Here is a 17,338-nt window from a genome sequence, read left to right on the forward strand (position 1 = left end):
CATTTAGGGTGTCAAATAAGAGCCTCCCTGGGTTTATTATGCAGGAGAATCCTACATGCCCCCGATCCCACCGGTAGATGCACCCGCTTGCGATCGCCCGTAAGGCCCAGTTGGCGAGGCCCACGGCAATCCCCGCTCCCCCCACAACAACGGACTCAGAATCGACCGCATCACCTGCGTGCCAAGATTTTCCGTCCATCCAATGCCGGTCAAGTTCAGCATGAAGTTGTATTGCGCCCGATCCGGGAACTGGAGATAGAAGAGGCCCAACGACCAGCATTTGCACGGATTCTGATACAGCGCCACCACATCATATTCGGGACTCTTCCCGTTCTTCACGTCATAGTAGCCCTTCGCCCCGACCGTCCAGCCCCAGGGCGTCCGGAATCCGCCGCCGGCGGTCACAAATTGGATTTCCGGCGTAGGCGCATAGACCTCATTGAACGAAATCGGATTCCACAGATCACCCCGCCGCACACGATTGCCCTCGCGGGAATACCGCTGTCCCACTTCGAGATACCAATTGCTCTCTTCTTGAACCCGCAGGTCCGTATTCCACTGACTCAATTCGCCGCGGTAGGGATCGAAGAAAGCATCCAACGTCAGATATTGATTGATGGCCGGGCGCTGAGACCCGGCACTGCCGGCCCCGCGGCCAAAAGCCGGTGTACTCATCTGCGCCTGCGTGACCTGAGGCGCCGTATTGCCGATGACCGCCCGCATCCAGACATCGGAGAATTTTCGCCCGTCGATGGCCACTGTCGCCGGCTGCAAGGGCTGTGTGATCGAGCCCAGCACCGGAGTGACCCCGGGGCCGAAATCGCGGGCCCTGGTCTGAACAGCGCCGGCATGGTAGCTCTGAGCCAGCGTGAGATCCAGCCAATTGAAGATCGTCTTGCCGTCATTCTCCAGCACACGGCTGCGCAAGGCATAGGTCAGGAGATTCTTCTTGGGCAAATCATCCACCTGATCGATCTGCGCAATCTGGCTCTGATCGGTCCCCGGTACATACTCATACATCACCGTCGGTTCGATGGTGTGCAGCAAGGTGCCGCCCCCGTCTAATCCGAACCGGCGGGACAGCTTGGAGGTGGCATCGACCCCGGCCCAAAAGGTTTCACGGTTGATCGCCGTACTCGACTGCACCCCGCGCGTGTAATACACCTCGCGGAACTTCGCTTGCGGGGTAATGCCGACCATGTGGCCCAAATCGATGACATCCGTGGAAATCCCCGGCACGATATTCATGCGATTCAGCGTGAACCCCTGCTCGCGATAAAAATTGACCGCGTCCCCTTCCATGCCGAACAGCAACGGCGATGCAAAAAGAGGCGTATTCGGCAGCGTATAGCCCACTTCGGGCAGCCGCTGGAACGTATCCGTTCCGCCGGCCTGCAACGGCTGCAGATATTGCCCGAGGAAATAGAGATTGCCATAGGCCAGCTGCTGGTTCAGCAAGAGATTGGACTCATTGCTGGGCAGCGCGCGTTGCGTACCCGAATTGCTTAATTGCTGGAGATAGTTGGGATCCGTGACAAAGCTCGCATTCGCACGAAGCAGGAGCGTGTCGGTAAACTGCTGGGTATGCGTCCCGGCAATCAGCGCCCGCGCCCGTTTGACATCCGAGCTGGACTGATCCACCCCCGTCACATTCGGCAATTGCGTTTGCTGAAGATAGCTGAGATACCACTGGCCGCGTGATTTTCGGTCCAGCACGTATCGGTAGTCCAAATCGCTGCCATACCCTAATTTGCTGTAGTACGACGGCGAGATCGTGAGATCTTGGCTGGGATTGATCGCCCAGTAATAACTGGTCTGCGCGTGCATCCCAAACCGGTTGTCATAGCCCACGAACGGCACCAAAAACCCGCTCCGCCGGTTGGAGAGCGGATAGGTGAGCGTCGGCAAGGGCACCACAGGAACATCGGCCACACACAGCCAGGCCCCCTTAAAGGCAATGCTGTCCCCGACATTCAGATCGAGATCCTCGAACCGAATCCGCCAGGCCGGCACCTCGCCATCTTGCGCATCGCAATTGGTAAACTCGCCCTCTTTGACCCGGTAGTGGTACTCGGAGAAACGCTGCATCTGCCGTCCGGAAACGAGCGAATTCGTCTGCGGCACATACAACCGGCCATGCGTCACCACACCGGCCTCCGTATTGACGTTGAACTCCAGCCGCTCGGTCGTGACATCCGCCTGCGGGTCGATGAGACGCACATGCCCCGTCGCCGTCACGATGCCGGGCAGAGCCGCGATCGTCACATGGTCCGCCGTGAGACGCATCGTCCCCTGCTGGATGACGACCGATCCATCGGCCTCGTACACATCCTGATCTTGGAGATAATCGATCCGGTCAGCATTCACATTGAGCGGGAGCGAGCCGGACGAGGCTCCGCCTTGGCTGCCCGGCTTGCCCTTGCCCCAAGCGGGGAAAGGGAGCAGCAACAGGACTGCCGTCAACAGCAGAAGAATGCCCTGAGATATCCGCGACAGACCATCCACCATGCTAGCCCCTGAGCGGTGAGAGCCCACAGCCACGCAGAAGGGCCTTCACCTCGCCCACGAGCATGAGCGAGCCGGTCACACAAATGAGATCGTGCTTGGAAGCCTGGGCTTTGGCCAGCGCCAAGGCATCGGCGGCAACCGGCGAGTCATGACAGCGCGGCAGACGGTCGCCGGCGGCGGCCCGCAGTTCCCGCACCGTTGCAGAACGGGCCATATCCGCCTGCGTCAAGACCAGCTCGGAGATAAGCGGCTGCAGCGGCTCAAAAAACCCGCGGTGCTCCTTGTCGCGCATCATGCCCCAGACCAGGATCAGCCGCGACTCCGGCCGCGAGGCCAACCAGCCGCCGAGATACCGCGCCAGCTCCTGCGCCGCGGCGGGATTATGCGCCCCGTCGAGGAGCAGAGCAGGATGACGCTCCGCCCATTCCAATCGGCCCTCCCACAAGACCTCTTGCAAGCCTTGCCGCGCCGCCGCATCGCTAACCGTGATCCCCTGCCCCTCAGCCGCCTCGATCAGCGCAAGGGCACAGGCCGCATTGTCCAATTGATGCCGCCCGGCCAGCGCGCAAGCCAGGTTGTGCACCGCACGGGCTCGCCCCCGATACGCAAACTGCTCCGGCCCAGGCCCGACGGCGGAAAAATCCCGGTCCAATTCCATCATGGGCGCGGCGCGTTCCTGCGCGATCTCTCGAATCACCGTCAACGCCTCCCCCGCCACCCGTCCAAGCACCACCGGCACACCCGGTTTGATGATGCCGGCCTTTTCAAAGCCAATCGAGCGCTCGGTTCCGCCGAGATACTCCTGATGATCCAAGGCGATCGTGGTGATGGCGCAGGCCATCGGCTCGACCACATTCGTGGCATCGAAGCGCCCCCCGAGTCCGACTTCCAGCACGGCCACATCGACCGCCGCCTCCGCAAAGTAGAGGAAGGCCATGGCGGTGGTCAACTCAAAGAAAGTGGGAACCAGATCGGGGGACAGAACGGCCTGCAGGCGTGCAGTCAAATCAGCCACCTGCTGCTCCGGAATCATGGCCCCATTGATGCGGATGCGCTCTCGAAAATCCACGAGATGCGGCGAGGTGTAGAGGCCGGTACGATAGCCTGCCGCTTGCAGCATCGCCGCCGTCATGGCCGCCGTCGAGCCCTTGCCGTTCGTCCCGCCGATGTGCAGACTCCGCACCTTGCGCTCCGGATGCCCCAACCGCTCCATGAGCGCCCGCATGTTGTCGAGCCCCAGCTTGATCCCATGTTTCTGGAGACTGTAGAGGTAGGCAATGGCAGCCGAATAGGTCATGCGCTGAACCAGGCAGGACGTGCCGAACTAGAAGTGGTTGACGAGCGTGCTGAGCGTATCCTTCAGTTGCTTCCGTTCGACGATCATATCGATCATGCCGTGCTCCAACAGGAACTCCGCCCGCTGAAACTGATCGGGCAACTGCTGCTTAATCGTCTGTTCGATGACGCGGGGGCCGGCAAACCCGATGAGCGCCTTGGGCTCCGCGATAATCACATCACCGAGCATCGCAATACTGGCCGTCACCCCGCCGAACGTCGGATCCGCCAGAATCGAAATGAACGGCAGCTTGGCCTCCCCCAGCTTGGCGACCGCGGTCGAGGTCTTAGCCATCTGCATCAGCGAGAGAATGCCTTCCTGCATGCGCGCGCCGCCGGACGCCGTGACCAAGACCACCGGCAACTTGCTCTCCAGCGCACGATCGACCGCGCGGCAGAACTTCTCTCCGACCACCGAGCCCATGCTCCCGCCCATAAAGCTGAAATCGAAGACGCAAAAAACCACGCGGCGGCCGTCCAGCAGCCCCTCGCCGATGACGAGCGCGTCCTTCCGCCCGGTCTTGTCCTGCTGCGCCTTCACACGGTCCTTGTACGACTTGGTATCGTGAAAATTCAGCGGGTCCTGCGCCGACAGCTCCGTGTCCCATTCCTTAAATGTCCCGAGATCCACGAGCAGCGCGATCCGCTCCATCACGGAAATCGGAAAATGATAATCGCACTTCGGGCAGACCTTATTGTTCCGGTCCACCTCTTTGCGATAGACGATCTCCCGGCAATGGTTGCACTTGAGCCACATCCCTTCGGAGGATTTCGAACGGGGGGGCACCTCGGAACCGGTCGGTTTCTGCTTCTTGAACCAGGCCATACTCGTATCCTCTAGATCAAATTTCTATCTCACACAACGGACATCGGATGACACCAACGGAGAATAACACAGCCGTCAGAATGACGCACGCGCTATCCGCATACCGGCAAGGATTCTGTTACAAATGACCGGGGGAAAGAACCAGCGTATACAACATCCACAATCCGAGCCCCACGCTCCCGAGACTCGCCAAACCTTGCACGGCCACAAACGCCCGCCGCCCCGCCGCCAGCGACCACAGCACCGGGAGACTCAGCGTCACGCCGATCGCGACCATGCCGAGAATGGATCCGATTCCAAACACGGCGATGTAGAGCAGCCCCTGCCCGATCCCGCTGGTATTCGAGAGAATCACCAGCATCAAGGCCGCCGATCCCGCGATGCCATGGGCCATGCCGATCAACAGCGGCCTGAGCGAGCGGGCGCTCCAATGCGCATGCCCATGATCGTCCTGCCGCTGATGGCTGTGCAAATGCACATGCGGCTCGCCATCATGGAGATGGCTATGCACATGCCAGCGTTCCCGATAGAGCTTGAGCGCCAGTGCCCCGCCCAGAAACACCAGCAAGACACCGACACCACACTCAGCCAAGACCGCCAAGGGCTCTGGCACCTGCACGCCCGACACCAGCACCGCCGCCCCGACCAGCATGAGGGTGAGCGTATGACCCAGCCCCCACCACAAACCCACCAGCCCGGACGCCCGCACCGACGGCCGTTCCGCCAGCACCGTCGAGACCGCGGCCAGATGGTCCGCGTCCAGGGCGTGCCGCAGCCCGAGCACAAAGCCGACGCCGAGAAATGTCAGGAGATTTGTCTCAAGCATGAGAGCCGCCACAGAAAAGAAAAGACATCGCCGGAGGCTGTTCAGAAAGGCCGGCCAGCAAGGCCGCAGCAAGAGAAGAGGCGATGAGGTACACACCGCACTTCGTGCGATCCGTTCGCCCATCGTAATGATCTTGGCGAACGGAGAAACACCTCTGCGCATCTCCGAGGGCAACAGCCTGCTCACCCGCCACGGGCATGCATTTCCAGGTGCGGATCTTCGCGCAGTTGATCGATGCCGATGAGTTTGCCGGTACGCAGCCCCGTCCGCTCCAACGCTTTGCGCTCCTCGGCACCGCGATCCCGCCGCGCCTGCCACCCTGCGCGAATGAGCCCACGCATGTGATCGGGACTGGCGCCGGCGCGCAACGGCTGACGCAGATCTTGCCCCTGTGAGGCATACAGGCACAAGTACCACATGCCATCGGCCGTCACCCGGCTGCGGTCGCAGGTCGAACAGAACGGCGTCGTCGTGGAGGGAATAATGCCGAAGGTCGTGCCATCCGGCAGTTGAAAACGCTGGGCCGGAGCGGCATCGCGCGCCGGCAAGGCGGCGATCGGCCCATAATGCTGCGTGAGCTGCTCCAGAATCGCCGCCCTGGAGAGCACCTTGGCCATCGACCAATCGTTGGCCCCGCCGACATCCATATATTCGATGAACCGCACCTCGGCCCGATAGTGCTTGGCAAATTCGATCAGCCCGACCAACTCATCGTCGTTGAATCCGCGAATCGCGACCGTATCGAGCTTCAACCCCGTGAACCCGGTTTTCCCGACCGATTCAATCCCTTCAATGACACGGGCAAACTCATCGCGGCGGGTCAGCTGGCGAAACCGCTCAGGCCGCAGCGTATCCAGACTCACGGTCACCCGGTGCAGTCCGGCTTCGTACAGATCGTGAATGTGATCGGCAAGCAGAATCCCGTTGGTCGTCAGTGCAATTTCCGTAATGCGCCGGTCTTGCAGCAGCAAGCGCACCAGCCGGGACAGATCCCGCCGCAACAAGGGCTCCCCGCCCGTCAGCCGCACTTTGTCCACGCCCAGGTCCGCAAAGTAGCCGGCCAGCTGCTGCATCTCCTCGAAACTGAGCACGTCTTCCCGCGGCAGCCAGACGTACTCTTCCTCCGGCATGCAGTACTGGCAGCGCAGATTGCAGCGATCCGTCACAGACAGCCGCAAACTCCGCAGGGGACGATGATGCGTATCAACCACCACAGGAATAGCCGTGCTCACCGTTGATTCGCTCATGATAGTTTCCGGCGATCTTCCAGACGCTTCACGTTTGACGCCTTACGTTTCACGCCTCACGCTCATCACGGATGTTCTTCGACCCACACTTCCCCTTCTGTCGTGTGCTCCAACTTCCAGATCGGGGTGATCTGCTTCAATTCATCGATCGCCCACTTGCAGGCGCGAAACGCCTCCGCGCGATGCTCGGCGCCCGCGATGATGAGGACGATATTTTCGCCGATCGTGATTTCGCCGTAGCGATGGATGATCAGCAATTCAAGAATGTCGAAATCCTTCAGCGCCCGCTCGCGGATTTCGCGCAGCTTCTTTTGCGCCATCCCTTCGTAATATTCAAAGGTGATGCTATCGACGTCACGCCCCTTGGAGCGATCCCGGGCAATGCCCAGAAACGTCGCAATCCCGCCGATCCGTTTTGACCGGCTCTTAACCCGATCCAACTCCTGATCGATGGAGAAATTCTCACGCTGCACCCGGACGAACTGGCTGTCATCGATCTGTTCCATACCTGAACCACCTGCAAAAGGAGGAAGCAAGGCGATCTCGTCGCCGTCTTTGATGTCCGTTTCTTCGTGGGCAATCTCATGATTGACCGACACGAGCACTTTCTTCTTCTCAATCAGCTCCCCGATCATCGGATATTGGGCATTGAGAAGCTCAACCAAATCTTTCACTCGCCGGCCATTCGCCAATGCCAGAGAGAGGGAGCCCTGATTCCCAGCCAGCGACTTGGTCATGCCGAACAGCTTGATCGTGACCATCACGAACACCATCCCTGAGGATGCTCAAACAGGCATCCCAACGAGGCCGCAGCGGAACGAGGACCCCGAGGCGTACCGTGTGAGTACGTTGAGGGGTCCGAGTGACCGAGAACAAAGTTGGGGGCCTGTTTCAGCATCCTACCTCGTATAGGTCCCAGACTTGCCGCCAGACTTCGAGAGCAACCAGACATTGCTGAAGCTCATGCCCTTGTCGATGGCCTTGCACATGTCATAGATGGTGAGCGCCGCGACCGTCGCCGCCGTCATCGCCTCCATCTCGACGCCGGTCTGGCCGGTCGTCTTCGCGGTCGCAAAAATATGGACGGCACATTGCCCGTCACGGTTCGGTTGGGCTTCTTCTTTGAAGGAAATATCGACGCTGGTAATGAGGAGGGGGTGGCACATGGGAATGAGGTCCGGGGTCTTTTTCGCCCCCATCACCCCGGCGACCTGCGCCACGGCGAGCACATCGCCCTTGGCGATCTTGCCCTGCTGAATCTTCTCCAGCGTGAGCGGCAGCATGAAGACCGTCGCCTGCGCCGTCGCAACACGCTCGGTCGAATGCTTCGCGCTGACATCGACCATCCGCGCGCGGCCCGACTCGTTAAAATGGGTGAAGTCAGCCATTTTCCTCGATGAATCAGCTGGTTACGACTGCGCCGATCGGTGATTATAGAAGCCGGCAGAAACGAAGGTCAAGCAGGGAATTGGGAGACGAGATACCCTCCTTGAAACAGAGAAGACCACCCAGGCCACGGCATTTCCCCACCCTGACTTTGGACCGTTCAAGGGCGTATACTGTCCTCTCCTGATGGTCCCACGGGAAACAGCCTTGCTGGCCCGGCAGGAACAGATCTCTCGCGAAAGGCAGAAGAACACCCGTGAGCAATGCAGCCAAATTTGACGTGATCCGCCTCTATCTGCGGCAGCAGTTTCCCAAGCATCACATTGCCGATTTTCAGGAAGGCACCAGCCGCGCACAGGTCTTCCGGGTGGATGCGCCGCAAGGGCGTCCGCTGCATTACGCCGTCCTCGGCCTCGATTTCCTCCTGAGCCAAACAGCCGAAAGCCTTCAACAAACGCTCCTCGACTCCGGCCTGGGAGACAAGCTGAAGGAAGCCGGCGCCTCGCCGGTGACGGTCTCGAACACAGGGTTCAGCATTGAAGGCACCGTTGCCATCGCCTGACCCTGCTCAACACCTCCGCACGAGGCCTACGGCCTTTCCCTCCCCCCCCCCCACATCACGCGGCGAGCTTGAAGGGCTTCTCCTTCCGGCCTTCACGATCCATGAGCGCAAGCGGATGCTCGTACCCTTTCAATGATTTTCTCCGCTCCGCATCACTCTCTCCCGCCATGAACCAGGCCAGGAGCCAGACCAACGAACTGATGGTGATAAGCCCAATGATCTCGACCATACGGCACCTCGCAATTCTCAATCGGTGAGGTTCCACCCGCGCGTCTCTGTCCCTATGCGGCTCGTCGAGTCGTGGCCGGCATCGGCTTCTCCGCTTTGCCTGGATGCTCGAGCATCCGACTCGATGCCTGGCGGGTCTCCTTGGACCCGCCGGACACCAGGCTCAGACAGAGGAAGAAATTGGCCACGAGTACCACGAGACCTGTCACGATGCCCCAATATCCCCATGACATACATCACCTGCTCGTATCGGATGACACGAGTCCCTGTTGCACACGGCTTATTCGGCACAGTTAGGCCGCCGTGCGATAGACCCACCGGGCCGCATCGCGATTCCGCTCGGCCATCGCTCTCGCTTCCCGCCTCGCCGCGGAGGCGATGAGCCCTCCGAAGAACACGGCCATTAACACCATGGCCGCAGCAATCATGAAGCCCATGGGAATCTCCGGCCACGTCACGGTCCTGGCTGTGGCGACAGATGGCGCTCCCGACAGTGCGCGATCCGCTGCCGCCAGCTGCGTGAACCGATCCGTTGTCGCAGTAGTGCGATCGACTGCAGCGATCAGGCTGGCCAATTGATATTGGTTCGCAGCCCAGGCCTCTTCCAATCCGGTCTTGGCCTGCGCCAGATGCACAACGGACGCACCGAGCCGCTCCTGAACCAGGGCAGACCGCGCGGCATAGTCGCGGCTGGCGTCAACAATCCATCGGCCGAGGGTGGCCTGCCACGTCGCAGTGAAATCGCGATCGAGCCGCTGCCCCGTTCTTTCGGCGATCCCGATCATGTCGCGGTTGTAATCCGACAGGTACAGATCGGCCGACAAGATGCCGCTGCGCACGCCACGCTTGGTGAAATTCACGATGGACCGGCCCATCACGGCCTGAACACGCGCCGCGTGATCAGCGGGAACGGTCGCAGCGCGCTGCATGATGAACCCGAACGGCCCGCCTGCAGTGGATTGCAAACTGCGATGCGCCAGCATGGCCTGATTCCATTCCGACAAGGCCGATGCGGTCATGCGATCGCTCTGATGCTGGAGCAGGGTTCGGTCTACGATGGCCTGGCCTAAAGCTGGCTGCAGCCAGGTCATGCCGGCGGTCATGACTGAGGATTGTTCGACGGCAAGAGGCTGAGGAGAAGCGACTAGGAACGTCCCACTGGTGGCGAACACAAGGAGGATCGCTCCGAAGACGATGGCACACATCCCGACGCCCACCACAATGTCGATGCTGTTGTATCGATAGGACATAACAACCTCCTTTCCGAATCGGGCAACCCGGCCCGCGGCAACGCCGCCAGGCGATCGGGCGCACAAGTCAGAGCAACGCGTGAGTGAGACGCAACAATGGCCATGTTCGATACCTCCCAGTCAGATTGGAATGAAGTCGGTTGCAGCACAGAGCACAAGGCTCGATGTAGCGCTTAATGAGGAAAGAATCGCAGTACTAGAAAATTGAGCCCGTCTGATGTGAGAAACACACCCGGCAGGTCCGTTCCGTTGAATCTGAACTCCACGGAGGACCATGACACCACCTACAGAATGAGGCGGTTAAGAATGATGATTTAGCCTACGCCGGCCGATGGCCAGAGTCAAGCAGCGGAAAGCCTCCCAATAAACACCACGCCGCCAGACGCCCACCGCTCACACACCGCACATATTACAACCATTACACCATAGAGACACAAGGCCATGGCCATTTGGACATATACGTAACACTACTTCAATTGCATCCATTTACATAACACCAAAGAGGGGGATGACATAATTGACTGACGTGGTAATTTCTCGCCAACTACGGAGCAGACATAAATACATATAGGCAAATGACAGACCTTAAACAACGTTGCGTCTACTCTACAATGAGGAGAGAATTCACACCTAAGGCGCTTGGCCTTATTTGGGAGATTTCCATAGGGCTCCCGCAAAAGCCTTCCCACCTTTTTAAGCCCTTTAACAATAAGAGCACATCAATAAGGCACAAACATTATAGACCACTTTATAACTAAGGAGGATTTCGTAATGACAATAACAATGCGTTTGCTAATTACAGTCTTTTTTTTAGGAACTACAGTTTTCATCAACGATTCTTCCAACGCAGAAGTAGGAGCCGCTGGAGGGGGAGGGGGAGGGGCAGCAGCCCAGCCCCCAGCAGCCCCGCCCACAGACTGGAGAAATTATGGGTTTGGAGTGGCATTGACCTATACGCAAGACCTTGGGAGACATGACCGCGTAAAGAATGCACAGGTTGTTAATGGCGTTGTTCGCGTGACAGAGGATGGCAATGCCCTCCCTCGAATTATGCTGGAAACTCATTATTTCTTTAAGCCAGAAGCAGACCTATTCTGGGGGGTAAAAGCAAAAGAATGGGGACATGGCCCTTTCGTGGCGCTCCAGCCAGGATCGCAGAATATTGTGGAAGCTGTAGCAATCGGGTGGATGATCGGATTTCGGAGAGCCGATGGCGATTCAAGTGACATAACAAAAAACAGCAGTTTCAATTTAGGAGTTGGTTTTGTGGTGGATCCGAAGGTTCAAGTATTAGGAGAGGGAATCACAAAAAATCAGGCACTACCATCTGGGGAAACACAAATTCGCTATCGAGATACTGCACAGTATGGAATCTTAATTTTATCTTCATTCTCATTTTAAACTAGCTCCATTATCTGCTTACTTTGCAGACATTTAGATTAATAGCCCTTCCAACTTGACGCAAACAAGGTAGGCATAGAGGAGAGCGTGCAAATGAGTCCAGAAAATGTCTCTGATGCAATTAGTCAAATCGCGAGTTTTATCGCGCGCTATGCAGGAACATTGGCGGCGATCGGCACGCTCTCGATGGCTCTGATCGAGATGTTCAAGGGGCTGCTCAGCTGGCGCGATCGGTTCCATAAACGACTGATCCTCGATTGGGTGCAGAATGTGCGCCCCCCCGAGCAAGTTCTGGGCGGCATCAGAATCTCCAGGGAAGAATTTCACAAGAAACTCTACGCTCAACTAATTCGACTTACGACGGGAGAGTCGATTAGCCCATCAGCCATGACGGAGCCTATTGAATGGACACCCTGGGATATTTCCCCCAGCAATGCACTGTTCGCTCTTGAGCTGGAGAAGATGATGGGCCAGATTCAAGATGCGGCCGACACGGTACTGGGCAACCCCCATGTCTATCCCGAGCTGTATCTATTTTTGAGTTCAGGCTCCGATCCCAAAGACATCGCCAACTGGTTCGAGTGGGCGCAACAACCGCCGGCTCGGACGACGGAAGATGCTTCGCTCGCGAAGAGACAAGCGGATACATACGCGCGCTTGCGCCAATTTATTCGCCGTCGGCTCGATGCGTTCCAGCTCACAGCGGGCTACCGATGGCAAACGGGCAACCAAGTTACTTCTGTGGCGTTGGGTGCTGCACTGCTGTTCGCCAGCCTTGTGTTCAGCGCCCGCAACACACCCCCTCAAGACCTGCTGAGTTGGATTGGTCTCGTTTTAGTGTCATTGATCGGAGGGATTATGGCGCCAGTGGCCAAAGATTTGGTGGTTGCTCTTAAACGGATGAGGAGCGGTGGCTAAGTACTTCGATCCCCCTCAGGACTACAAACCGGGTCTTATTCTCCAACTGCGTGAGCGGCTGGAGGGCGGAGACCTGCTGCCCGATGTCCGCCAGATACCCCTACCAGCCCCCTTCGCTCGCAGTGAAGCGATCATTCTCATTCATGGTTTCAACAACCACTACGGAGAGGCTGGAGTCGCCTACCAAGGTTTCCGTCTTCGCCAGTACCAGCGTGTAACTCCCCGGATGATACCTCCTAGATTAGAGGAAATCCTTGCCGATCTGTTCTGGCCAGGCGATGCGGCATGGGGCCTCTTCGACCTGATGGATTTTCTCGTCTATCCAACCGCCGTCGGTACGGCGAAAGAGGCAGCCCCGCGTTTAGCCCGATATCTCCGTTCCATGCCAGTCCTGCGGATTACTCACTTCATAGGGCATTCGCTCGGGTGCCGGATCGTACTAGAAACAATTGACGATCTCCAGCGAAATGGCGGGCCAGTCGTGGGGAAAGTCTGCCTGATGGCAGCAGCAGTTCCGGTGTTTAAAGTTCGGTTCGGCGGAGAACTTGCCGGGGCCATGGAACATGCCAGAGAAGTGCGCATTCTTCATTCTGACGATGATGCAGTCCTCAAATATGCATTTCCCCCGGGGCAAACTCTGGCTTCTGGCGACGAAGGTTTTTTTCCGAACGCGCTGGGGCTGTATCGCCCACCGCCAGATGTTGCCGGTCGAGTCGACCCGGTCAATATCGAAGACGCGGGACATGGTGATTATTGGGGGCACTCACAGAGTGAACCAACAGCTCTTGCCGCGGATCATATTGCTGAATTCTTTCGCTTTGGATCATGGCAACGGACAATGGCTGCACGCATACCAGGAACCTCCCCTAGGCCTAGCACCGCTCAACCGAGAGAAGTAGGTTTTTCCAGATCGATTCATTCGTAAGCTCCCCCCAATCTGAGACGGTACGAAAGGAAAACCTTTCGATTCAATAACCAACCTAGCCAGAATGCTCCCACGCGTCAGTCGGAGTTCATCAAAAGGCAGATCCTGTTGATTCTTAATGAAGGTGTATCCTGCTCCCCTTGAAATTGAGACCACCTTCAAGACATGGTCCTGAGCGGACCGAGGAGGTGGGGAGATGGCAGCAGAAGCAATCGAACCGATTGAGCGGTGGACGGCCAAGCGGCGCATGGCGTTGGTGGTCAGTACCTTGAAGGGCGAGGCGTCCGTCGCCGAAGCTGCTCGGACCCATGGGCTGACTGTCGCGGAGGTGGAGGACTGGCGGGAGAAGTTTCTGCTGGGGGCCGAGAATGCGCTGCGCACACAGAACAACTGCCTAGTCATCAAACCTCCGCGCCTTTTATACTCGACTGGTTGCCTTTGTCTTGCATACTCTTTACTCTTTCAAATGTTCAAGATGACATAATATTCACAAGAGGCAGAGAACATGTCTGAAAATAAGGTGTGTTTTGTAATTGCCCCTATCGGACTTGACGATTCCGACATACGTAAGCGCTCCGACCAAATATTCAAGCATGTCATTGAGCCAGTGGCTAAGGAATGTGGCTACAAGGCAATAAGAGCCGATCACATGTCACAACCCGGTTCAATTACAACCCAAATCGTTGACCAAATACTCTCGGCTCCACTAGTTGTGGCGGACCTCACTGGACACAACGCAAATGTGTTGTATGAACTTGCGATCAGACACGTCGTTAGAAAACCCGTTGTGCAACTTATTCAACAGGGTGAAGGGCTTCCCTTTGATGTCGCAGCACAGAGGACCATTCAGGTGGACCACAAAGACTTAGATAGTGTGGCGGTGGCGAAGGTAGAGTTGTCCAAACAGATTCTGAATGTCGAGAAAGACCCAACCCAGGTGGATAGCCCTGTTTCAATCGCCCTTGATCTCAGTGCGCTACGAAGTAGCACGAAGCCTGTTGATGCTACCCTGGTCGAAATTGTTTCTTTGCTCCATGAAATTCGGACAGAACAACAAGCACAAGCAAGCAGGCGGAGAAGAGAAAGGTTGATAGACGCACTGGTACAGAGGGAGCAAATAACCACAAGCTTGTTAGACAAGAATATCCCGATAGGCTCACCAACCCGAATTCGGGAGGGCTGGATAAGCAAATCTTTGGCTCCGCATGATGTGTTTGGGGACGAGGGAAAAGATTCATCAGGTGGCCCGGCTTGAGTATCAATGAATGGCGAAGCGTATTCCGCTGAATCCGGCCACCCTTCAGAGCCCCGCGTAGATCCTCAATGGTCTGTCCGCCATCGCCATCATGGATAATGGCGTTCTACGGGAAATAACTTCTCACCATGACAAGAACCGAGTGTTATTCAGCCCCCTCTTCAGATGGCACCGACCGGAGAAAATCAGCAAAGCGCACAATGGGGACCGCTTCAAACTTCTTCAGCTTAAGAAGATGCTGATCGCCCGTGACGAGCAGATCCGCATCAACGGTCACCGCACATTCAAGAATGCGATTGTCTGGAACATCTTCCAGCACGGTAAGCTTGCGTGCTGGCCGGACAATCGTGGATGCTAGATGATCTCCCCACGAATTTATTCCTAGTCGCTGCACCAATCACCACAAAATAAAAAAGCCTGCTAGATTGCTCTAGCAGGCTCTTTTGAAACCCGGCAGCGTCCTACTTTCCCACTGCCTCACGGCAGCAGTATCATCGGCCTTGGAGGGCTTAACTTCCGTGTTCGGTATGGGAACGGGTGTGGCCCCTCCGGCAAGGCCACCGGGAATATTGAATACGTCTTGATATGTCTCGCGATTTACTCGGCGTAAAAGATGAACAGATGATATCTATTCACATCTCACACGTTCGTTTCACGATGCGCACTGTGCGATGCGCGAAGACCATGTCTATCAGGAGCAAAGGATGTTAAACCGCACGACCGATTAGTACTGGTTAGCTACAGCCATCACTGGCCTTCCACACCCAGCCTATCAAACTCGTAGTCTACAAGTGGTCTTTAGGTAGCATATTGCTACGGGAGAACTCATCTTGAGGCACGCTTCTCGCTTAGATGCTTTCAGCGATTATCGACACCGGACATAGCTACCCGGCGCTGCCGCTGGCGCGACAACCGGCACACTAGAGGTCCGTCCTTCACAGTCCTCTCGTACTAGTGAAAGCCCCTCTCAATTCTCCTCCGCCCACAACAGATAGGGACCGAACTGTCTCACGACGTTCTGAACCCAACTCTCGTACCGCTTTAATAGGCGAACAGCCTAACCCTTGGGACCAGCTTCAGCCCCAGGATGCGATGAGTCGACATCGAGGTGCCAAACCTCCCCGTCGATGTGAACTCTTGGGGGAGATCAGCCTGTTATCCCCGGCGTACCTTTTATCCGTTGAGCGATGGCCCTTCCACGCAGAACCACCGGATCACTAAGTCCGACTTTCGTCTCTGCTCGAGCTGTCACTCTCGCAGTCAAGCTCCCTTATGCCTTTGCACTCGACGGCTGATTACCGACCAGCCTGAGGGAACCTTTGAACGCCTCCGTTACCTTTTGGGAGGCGACCGCCCCAGTCAAACTACCCGCCAGACACTGTCTTCGTTCTGGATAACAGAACCGAGTTAGAATATCAGAACGTTCAGGGTGGTATTTCAACGTTGCCTCCACCCGACCTAGCGGCCAGGCTTCACAGGCTCCCACCTATCCTACACAGCGCATTCCAACATCCAATGTCAAGTTGTAGTAAAGGTGCACAGGGTCTTTCCGTCTAGTTGCGGGCACCCGGCTTCTTCACCGGAACAACAAATTCGCTGAGTCACTTCCCGAGACAGCGCTCCAGTCGTTACGCCATTCATGCAGGTCGGAACTTACCCGACAAGGAATTTCGCTACCTTAGGACCGTTATAGTTACGGCCGCCGTTTACTGGGGCTTCCCTTCAAAGCTTTGCCTTGCGGCTAACTCCTCCGGTTAACCTTCCAGCACCGGGCAGGCGTCAGACCCTATACGTCCACTTGCGTGTTCGCAGAGTCCTGTGTTTTTGGTAAACAGTCGCTAGAGCCACTTTATTGCAACCACGTTCGGCTTACCTTGTACAGATTCACCTACTCGTGGCACCCCTTCTCCCGAAGTTACGGGGCTAAATTGCAAAGTTCCTTAGGAAGTGTTCTCTCACGCCCCTTGGTATATTCTACCCACCTACCTGTGTCGGTTTGCGGTACGGACACTATGATGACTCGCTACGAGGCTTTTCTCGGCAGCATGGGATCAGCCCGTTTATGGCCTTGCGGCCTCCCCATCACCTCTCGGCGTTAACGGCCTCGCGGATTTGCCAACGAGACCCGCCTACGGGCTTGGACCGGGTATTCCAGGGACCCGGCGGTGCCTACCCTTCTGCGTCCCCCCTTCGCTGATAACGCCATCACAATGGTACAGGAATGTTGACCTGTTTTCCATCGCCTACGCCTGTCGGCCTCGGCTTAGGTTCCGACTCACCCTGACCTGACGAACATAGGCCAGGAAACCTTAGGCTTACGGGGATGATGATTCTCACATCATTAATCGCTACTTATGCCTGCATAATCTCTTCTCTGCGCTCCAGCTGTCCTTGTCGGTCAACCTTCACCGCACAGAGAATGCTCCCCTACCACTCATCCCTTGCGGGTGAGTCCGTAGCTTCGGTGGCAAACTTAAGCCCCGTTAAATTTTCGGCGCAACATCCCTCGACCAGTGAGCTATTACGCACTCTTTAAAGGATGGCTGCTTCTAAGCCAACCTCCTGGCTGTCTGAGCGACATTACAACCTTTCCCACTTAGCTTGCGCTTAGGGACCTTAGCTGACGGTCTGGGCTATTTCCCTTTTGACCATGGATCTTAGCACTCATAGT

17 protein-coding genes and 2 rRNA genes (1 of these 19 running past the window's edge) are annotated in these 17,338 nt (G+C 57.1%); 6 read left to right on the forward strand and 13 right to left on the reverse strand.

Translation table 11 applies throughout. The features are described 5' to 3' along the window. Nucleotides 1–51: 51 nt before the first annotated feature. From lptD to moaC, 7 genes are all read right to left on the reverse strand, one after another. Nucleotides 52–2,508 carry an LPS assembly protein LptD gene (gene lptD / locus RI101_08520; GenBank protein ID MEC4890092.1) on the reverse strand — a complete coding sequence of 819 codons (2,457 nt, stop codon included), beginning with the start codon at nt 2,506–2,508 and terminating at the stop codon, nt 52–54. Between the two features lies 1 nt (nt 2,509). Beyond that, nucleotides 2,510–3,805, reverse strand: coding sequence for a folylpolyglutamate synthase/dihydrofolate synthase family protein (locus RI101_08525; protein MEC4890093.1), 1,296 nt, complete (start codon nt 3,803–3,805; stop codon nt 2,510–2,512). 27 nt (nt 3,806–3,832) lie between these two features. Beyond that, a complete protein-coding gene (gene accD, locus RI101_08530) occupies nt 3,833–4,669 on the reverse strand; it encodes an acetyl-CoA carboxylase, carboxyltransferase subunit beta (protein ID MEC4890094.1) in 837 nt (278 codons plus the stop codon). Between the two features lie 118 nt (nt 4,670–4,787). Beyond that, nucleotides 4,788–5,495, reverse strand: a complete 708-nt coding sequence (locus tag RI101_08535; GenBank protein ID MEC4890095.1) for a hypothetical protein — start codon at nt 5,493–5,495, stop codon at nt 4,788–4,790. A gap of 182 nt (nt 5,496–5,677) precedes the next feature. Beyond that, on the reverse strand, nt 5,678–6,742 hold the full coding sequence (moaA, locus tag RI101_08540) for a GTP 3',8-cyclase MoaA (protein ID MEC4890096.1): 1,065 nt from the start codon (nt 6,740–6,742) through the stop codon (nt 5,678–5,680). 65 nt (nt 6,743–6,807) lie between these two features. Next, the gene (locus RI101_08545) at nt 6,808–7,503 is read right to left on the reverse strand and encodes a molybdenum cofactor biosynthesis protein MoaE (GenBank protein ID MEC4890097.1); all 696 of its coding nucleotides are present in this window, start codon (nt 7,501–7,503) and stop codon (nt 6,808–6,810) included. A 138-nt stretch (nt 7,504–7,641) separates the two neighbouring features. Beyond that, on the reverse strand, nt 7,642–8,130 hold the full coding sequence (moaC, locus tag RI101_08550) for a cyclic pyranopterin monophosphate synthase MoaC (protein MEC4890098.1): 489 nt from the start codon (nt 8,128–8,130) through the stop codon (nt 7,642–7,644). 254 nt (nt 8,131–8,384) lie between these two features. Between moaC and RI101_08555 the strand changes: the two genes are divergently transcribed. After that, nucleotides 8,385–8,690, forward strand: coding sequence for a hypothetical protein (locus RI101_08555; GenBank protein ID MEC4890099.1), 306 nt, complete (start codon nt 8,385–8,387; stop codon nt 8,688–8,690). A gap of 55 nt (nt 8,691–8,745) precedes the next feature. On the opposite strand, the gene RI101_08560 is transcribed toward RI101_08555, so the two are convergent. The 3 genes from RI101_08560 to RI101_08570 are packed head-to-tail and all read right to left on the reverse strand — an operon-like array spanning nt 8,746 to nt 10,168. Next, nucleotides 8,746–8,919, reverse strand: coding sequence for a hypothetical protein (locus RI101_08560; GenBank protein ID MEC4890100.1), 174 nt, complete (start codon nt 8,917–8,919; stop codon nt 8,746–8,748). 52 nt (nt 8,920–8,971) lie between these two features. Then, nucleotides 8,972–9,151, reverse strand: a complete 180-nt coding sequence (locus RI101_08565) for a hypothetical protein (GenBank protein MEC4890101.1) — start codon at nt 9,149–9,151, stop codon at nt 8,972–8,974. Between the two features lie 60 nt (nt 9,152–9,211). Continuing rightward, nucleotides 9,212–10,168, reverse strand: a complete 957-nt coding sequence (locus RI101_08570) for a hypothetical protein (protein MEC4890102.1) — start codon at nt 10,166–10,168, stop codon at nt 9,212–9,214. Nucleotides 10,169–10,939: 771 nt separating this feature from the next. Here RI101_08570 and RI101_08575 point away from each other — a divergent pair. The 5 genes from RI101_08575 (at nt 10,940) to RI101_08595 (ending at nt 14,667) form a co-directional block, all read left to right on the forward strand. Next, nucleotides 10,940–11,569, forward strand: coding sequence for a hypothetical protein (locus tag RI101_08575; protein MEC4890103.1), 630 nt, complete (start codon nt 10,940–10,942; stop codon nt 11,567–11,569). Between the two features lie 93 nt (nt 11,570–11,662). Beyond that, nucleotides 11,663–12,487, forward strand: coding sequence for a hypothetical protein (locus tag RI101_08580; GenBank protein MEC4890104.1), 825 nt, complete (start codon nt 11,663–11,665; stop codon nt 12,485–12,487). Beyond that, on the forward strand, nt 12,480–13,412 hold the full coding sequence (locus tag RI101_08585; protein MEC4890105.1) for an alpha/beta hydrolase: 933 nt from the start codon (nt 12,480–12,482) through the stop codon (nt 13,410–13,412). Before RI101_08580 ends, RI101_08585 begins: the two co-directional genes overlap by 8 nt. A 196-nt stretch (nt 13,413–13,608) precedes the next feature. Next, nucleotides 13,609–13,896 (forward strand): transposase, encoded by a 288-nt coding sequence (locus RI101_08590; GenBank protein MEC4890106.1) that lies wholly within the window; start codon nt 13,609–13,611, stop codon nt 13,894–13,896. Nucleotides 13,897–13,917: 21 nt separating this feature from the next. Further along, nucleotides 13,918–14,667, forward strand: a complete 750-nt coding sequence (locus tag RI101_08595) for a hypothetical protein (protein ID MEC4890107.1) — start codon at nt 13,918–13,920, stop codon at nt 14,665–14,667. Between the two features lie 145 nt (nt 14,668–14,812). Here the strand turns inward: RI101_08595 and RI101_08600 are convergent, their stop codons facing one another. The 3 genes from RI101_08600 to RI101_08610 all read right to left on the reverse strand — a co-directional run. Next, nucleotides 14,813–14,986: a hypothetical protein gene (locus RI101_08600; protein MEC4890108.1), complete on the reverse strand. Its 174-nt coding sequence runs from the start codon at nt 14,984–14,986 to the stop codon at nt 14,813–14,815. Between the two features lie 129 nt (nt 14,987–15,115). Next, nucleotides 15,116–15,232 (reverse strand): 5S ribosomal RNA (rrf, locus tag RI101_08605). Between the two features lie 138 nt (nt 15,233–15,370). Beyond that, nucleotides 15,371–17,338: ribosomal RNA gene (locus tag RI101_08610) — 23S ribosomal RNA — on the reverse strand (it continues 1,039 nt past the right edge of the window).

Source organism: Nitrospira sp. (assembly GCA_035968315.1).
Lineage (GTDB): Bacteria > Nitrospirota > Nitrospiria > Nitrospirales > Nitrospiraceae > Nitrospira_D.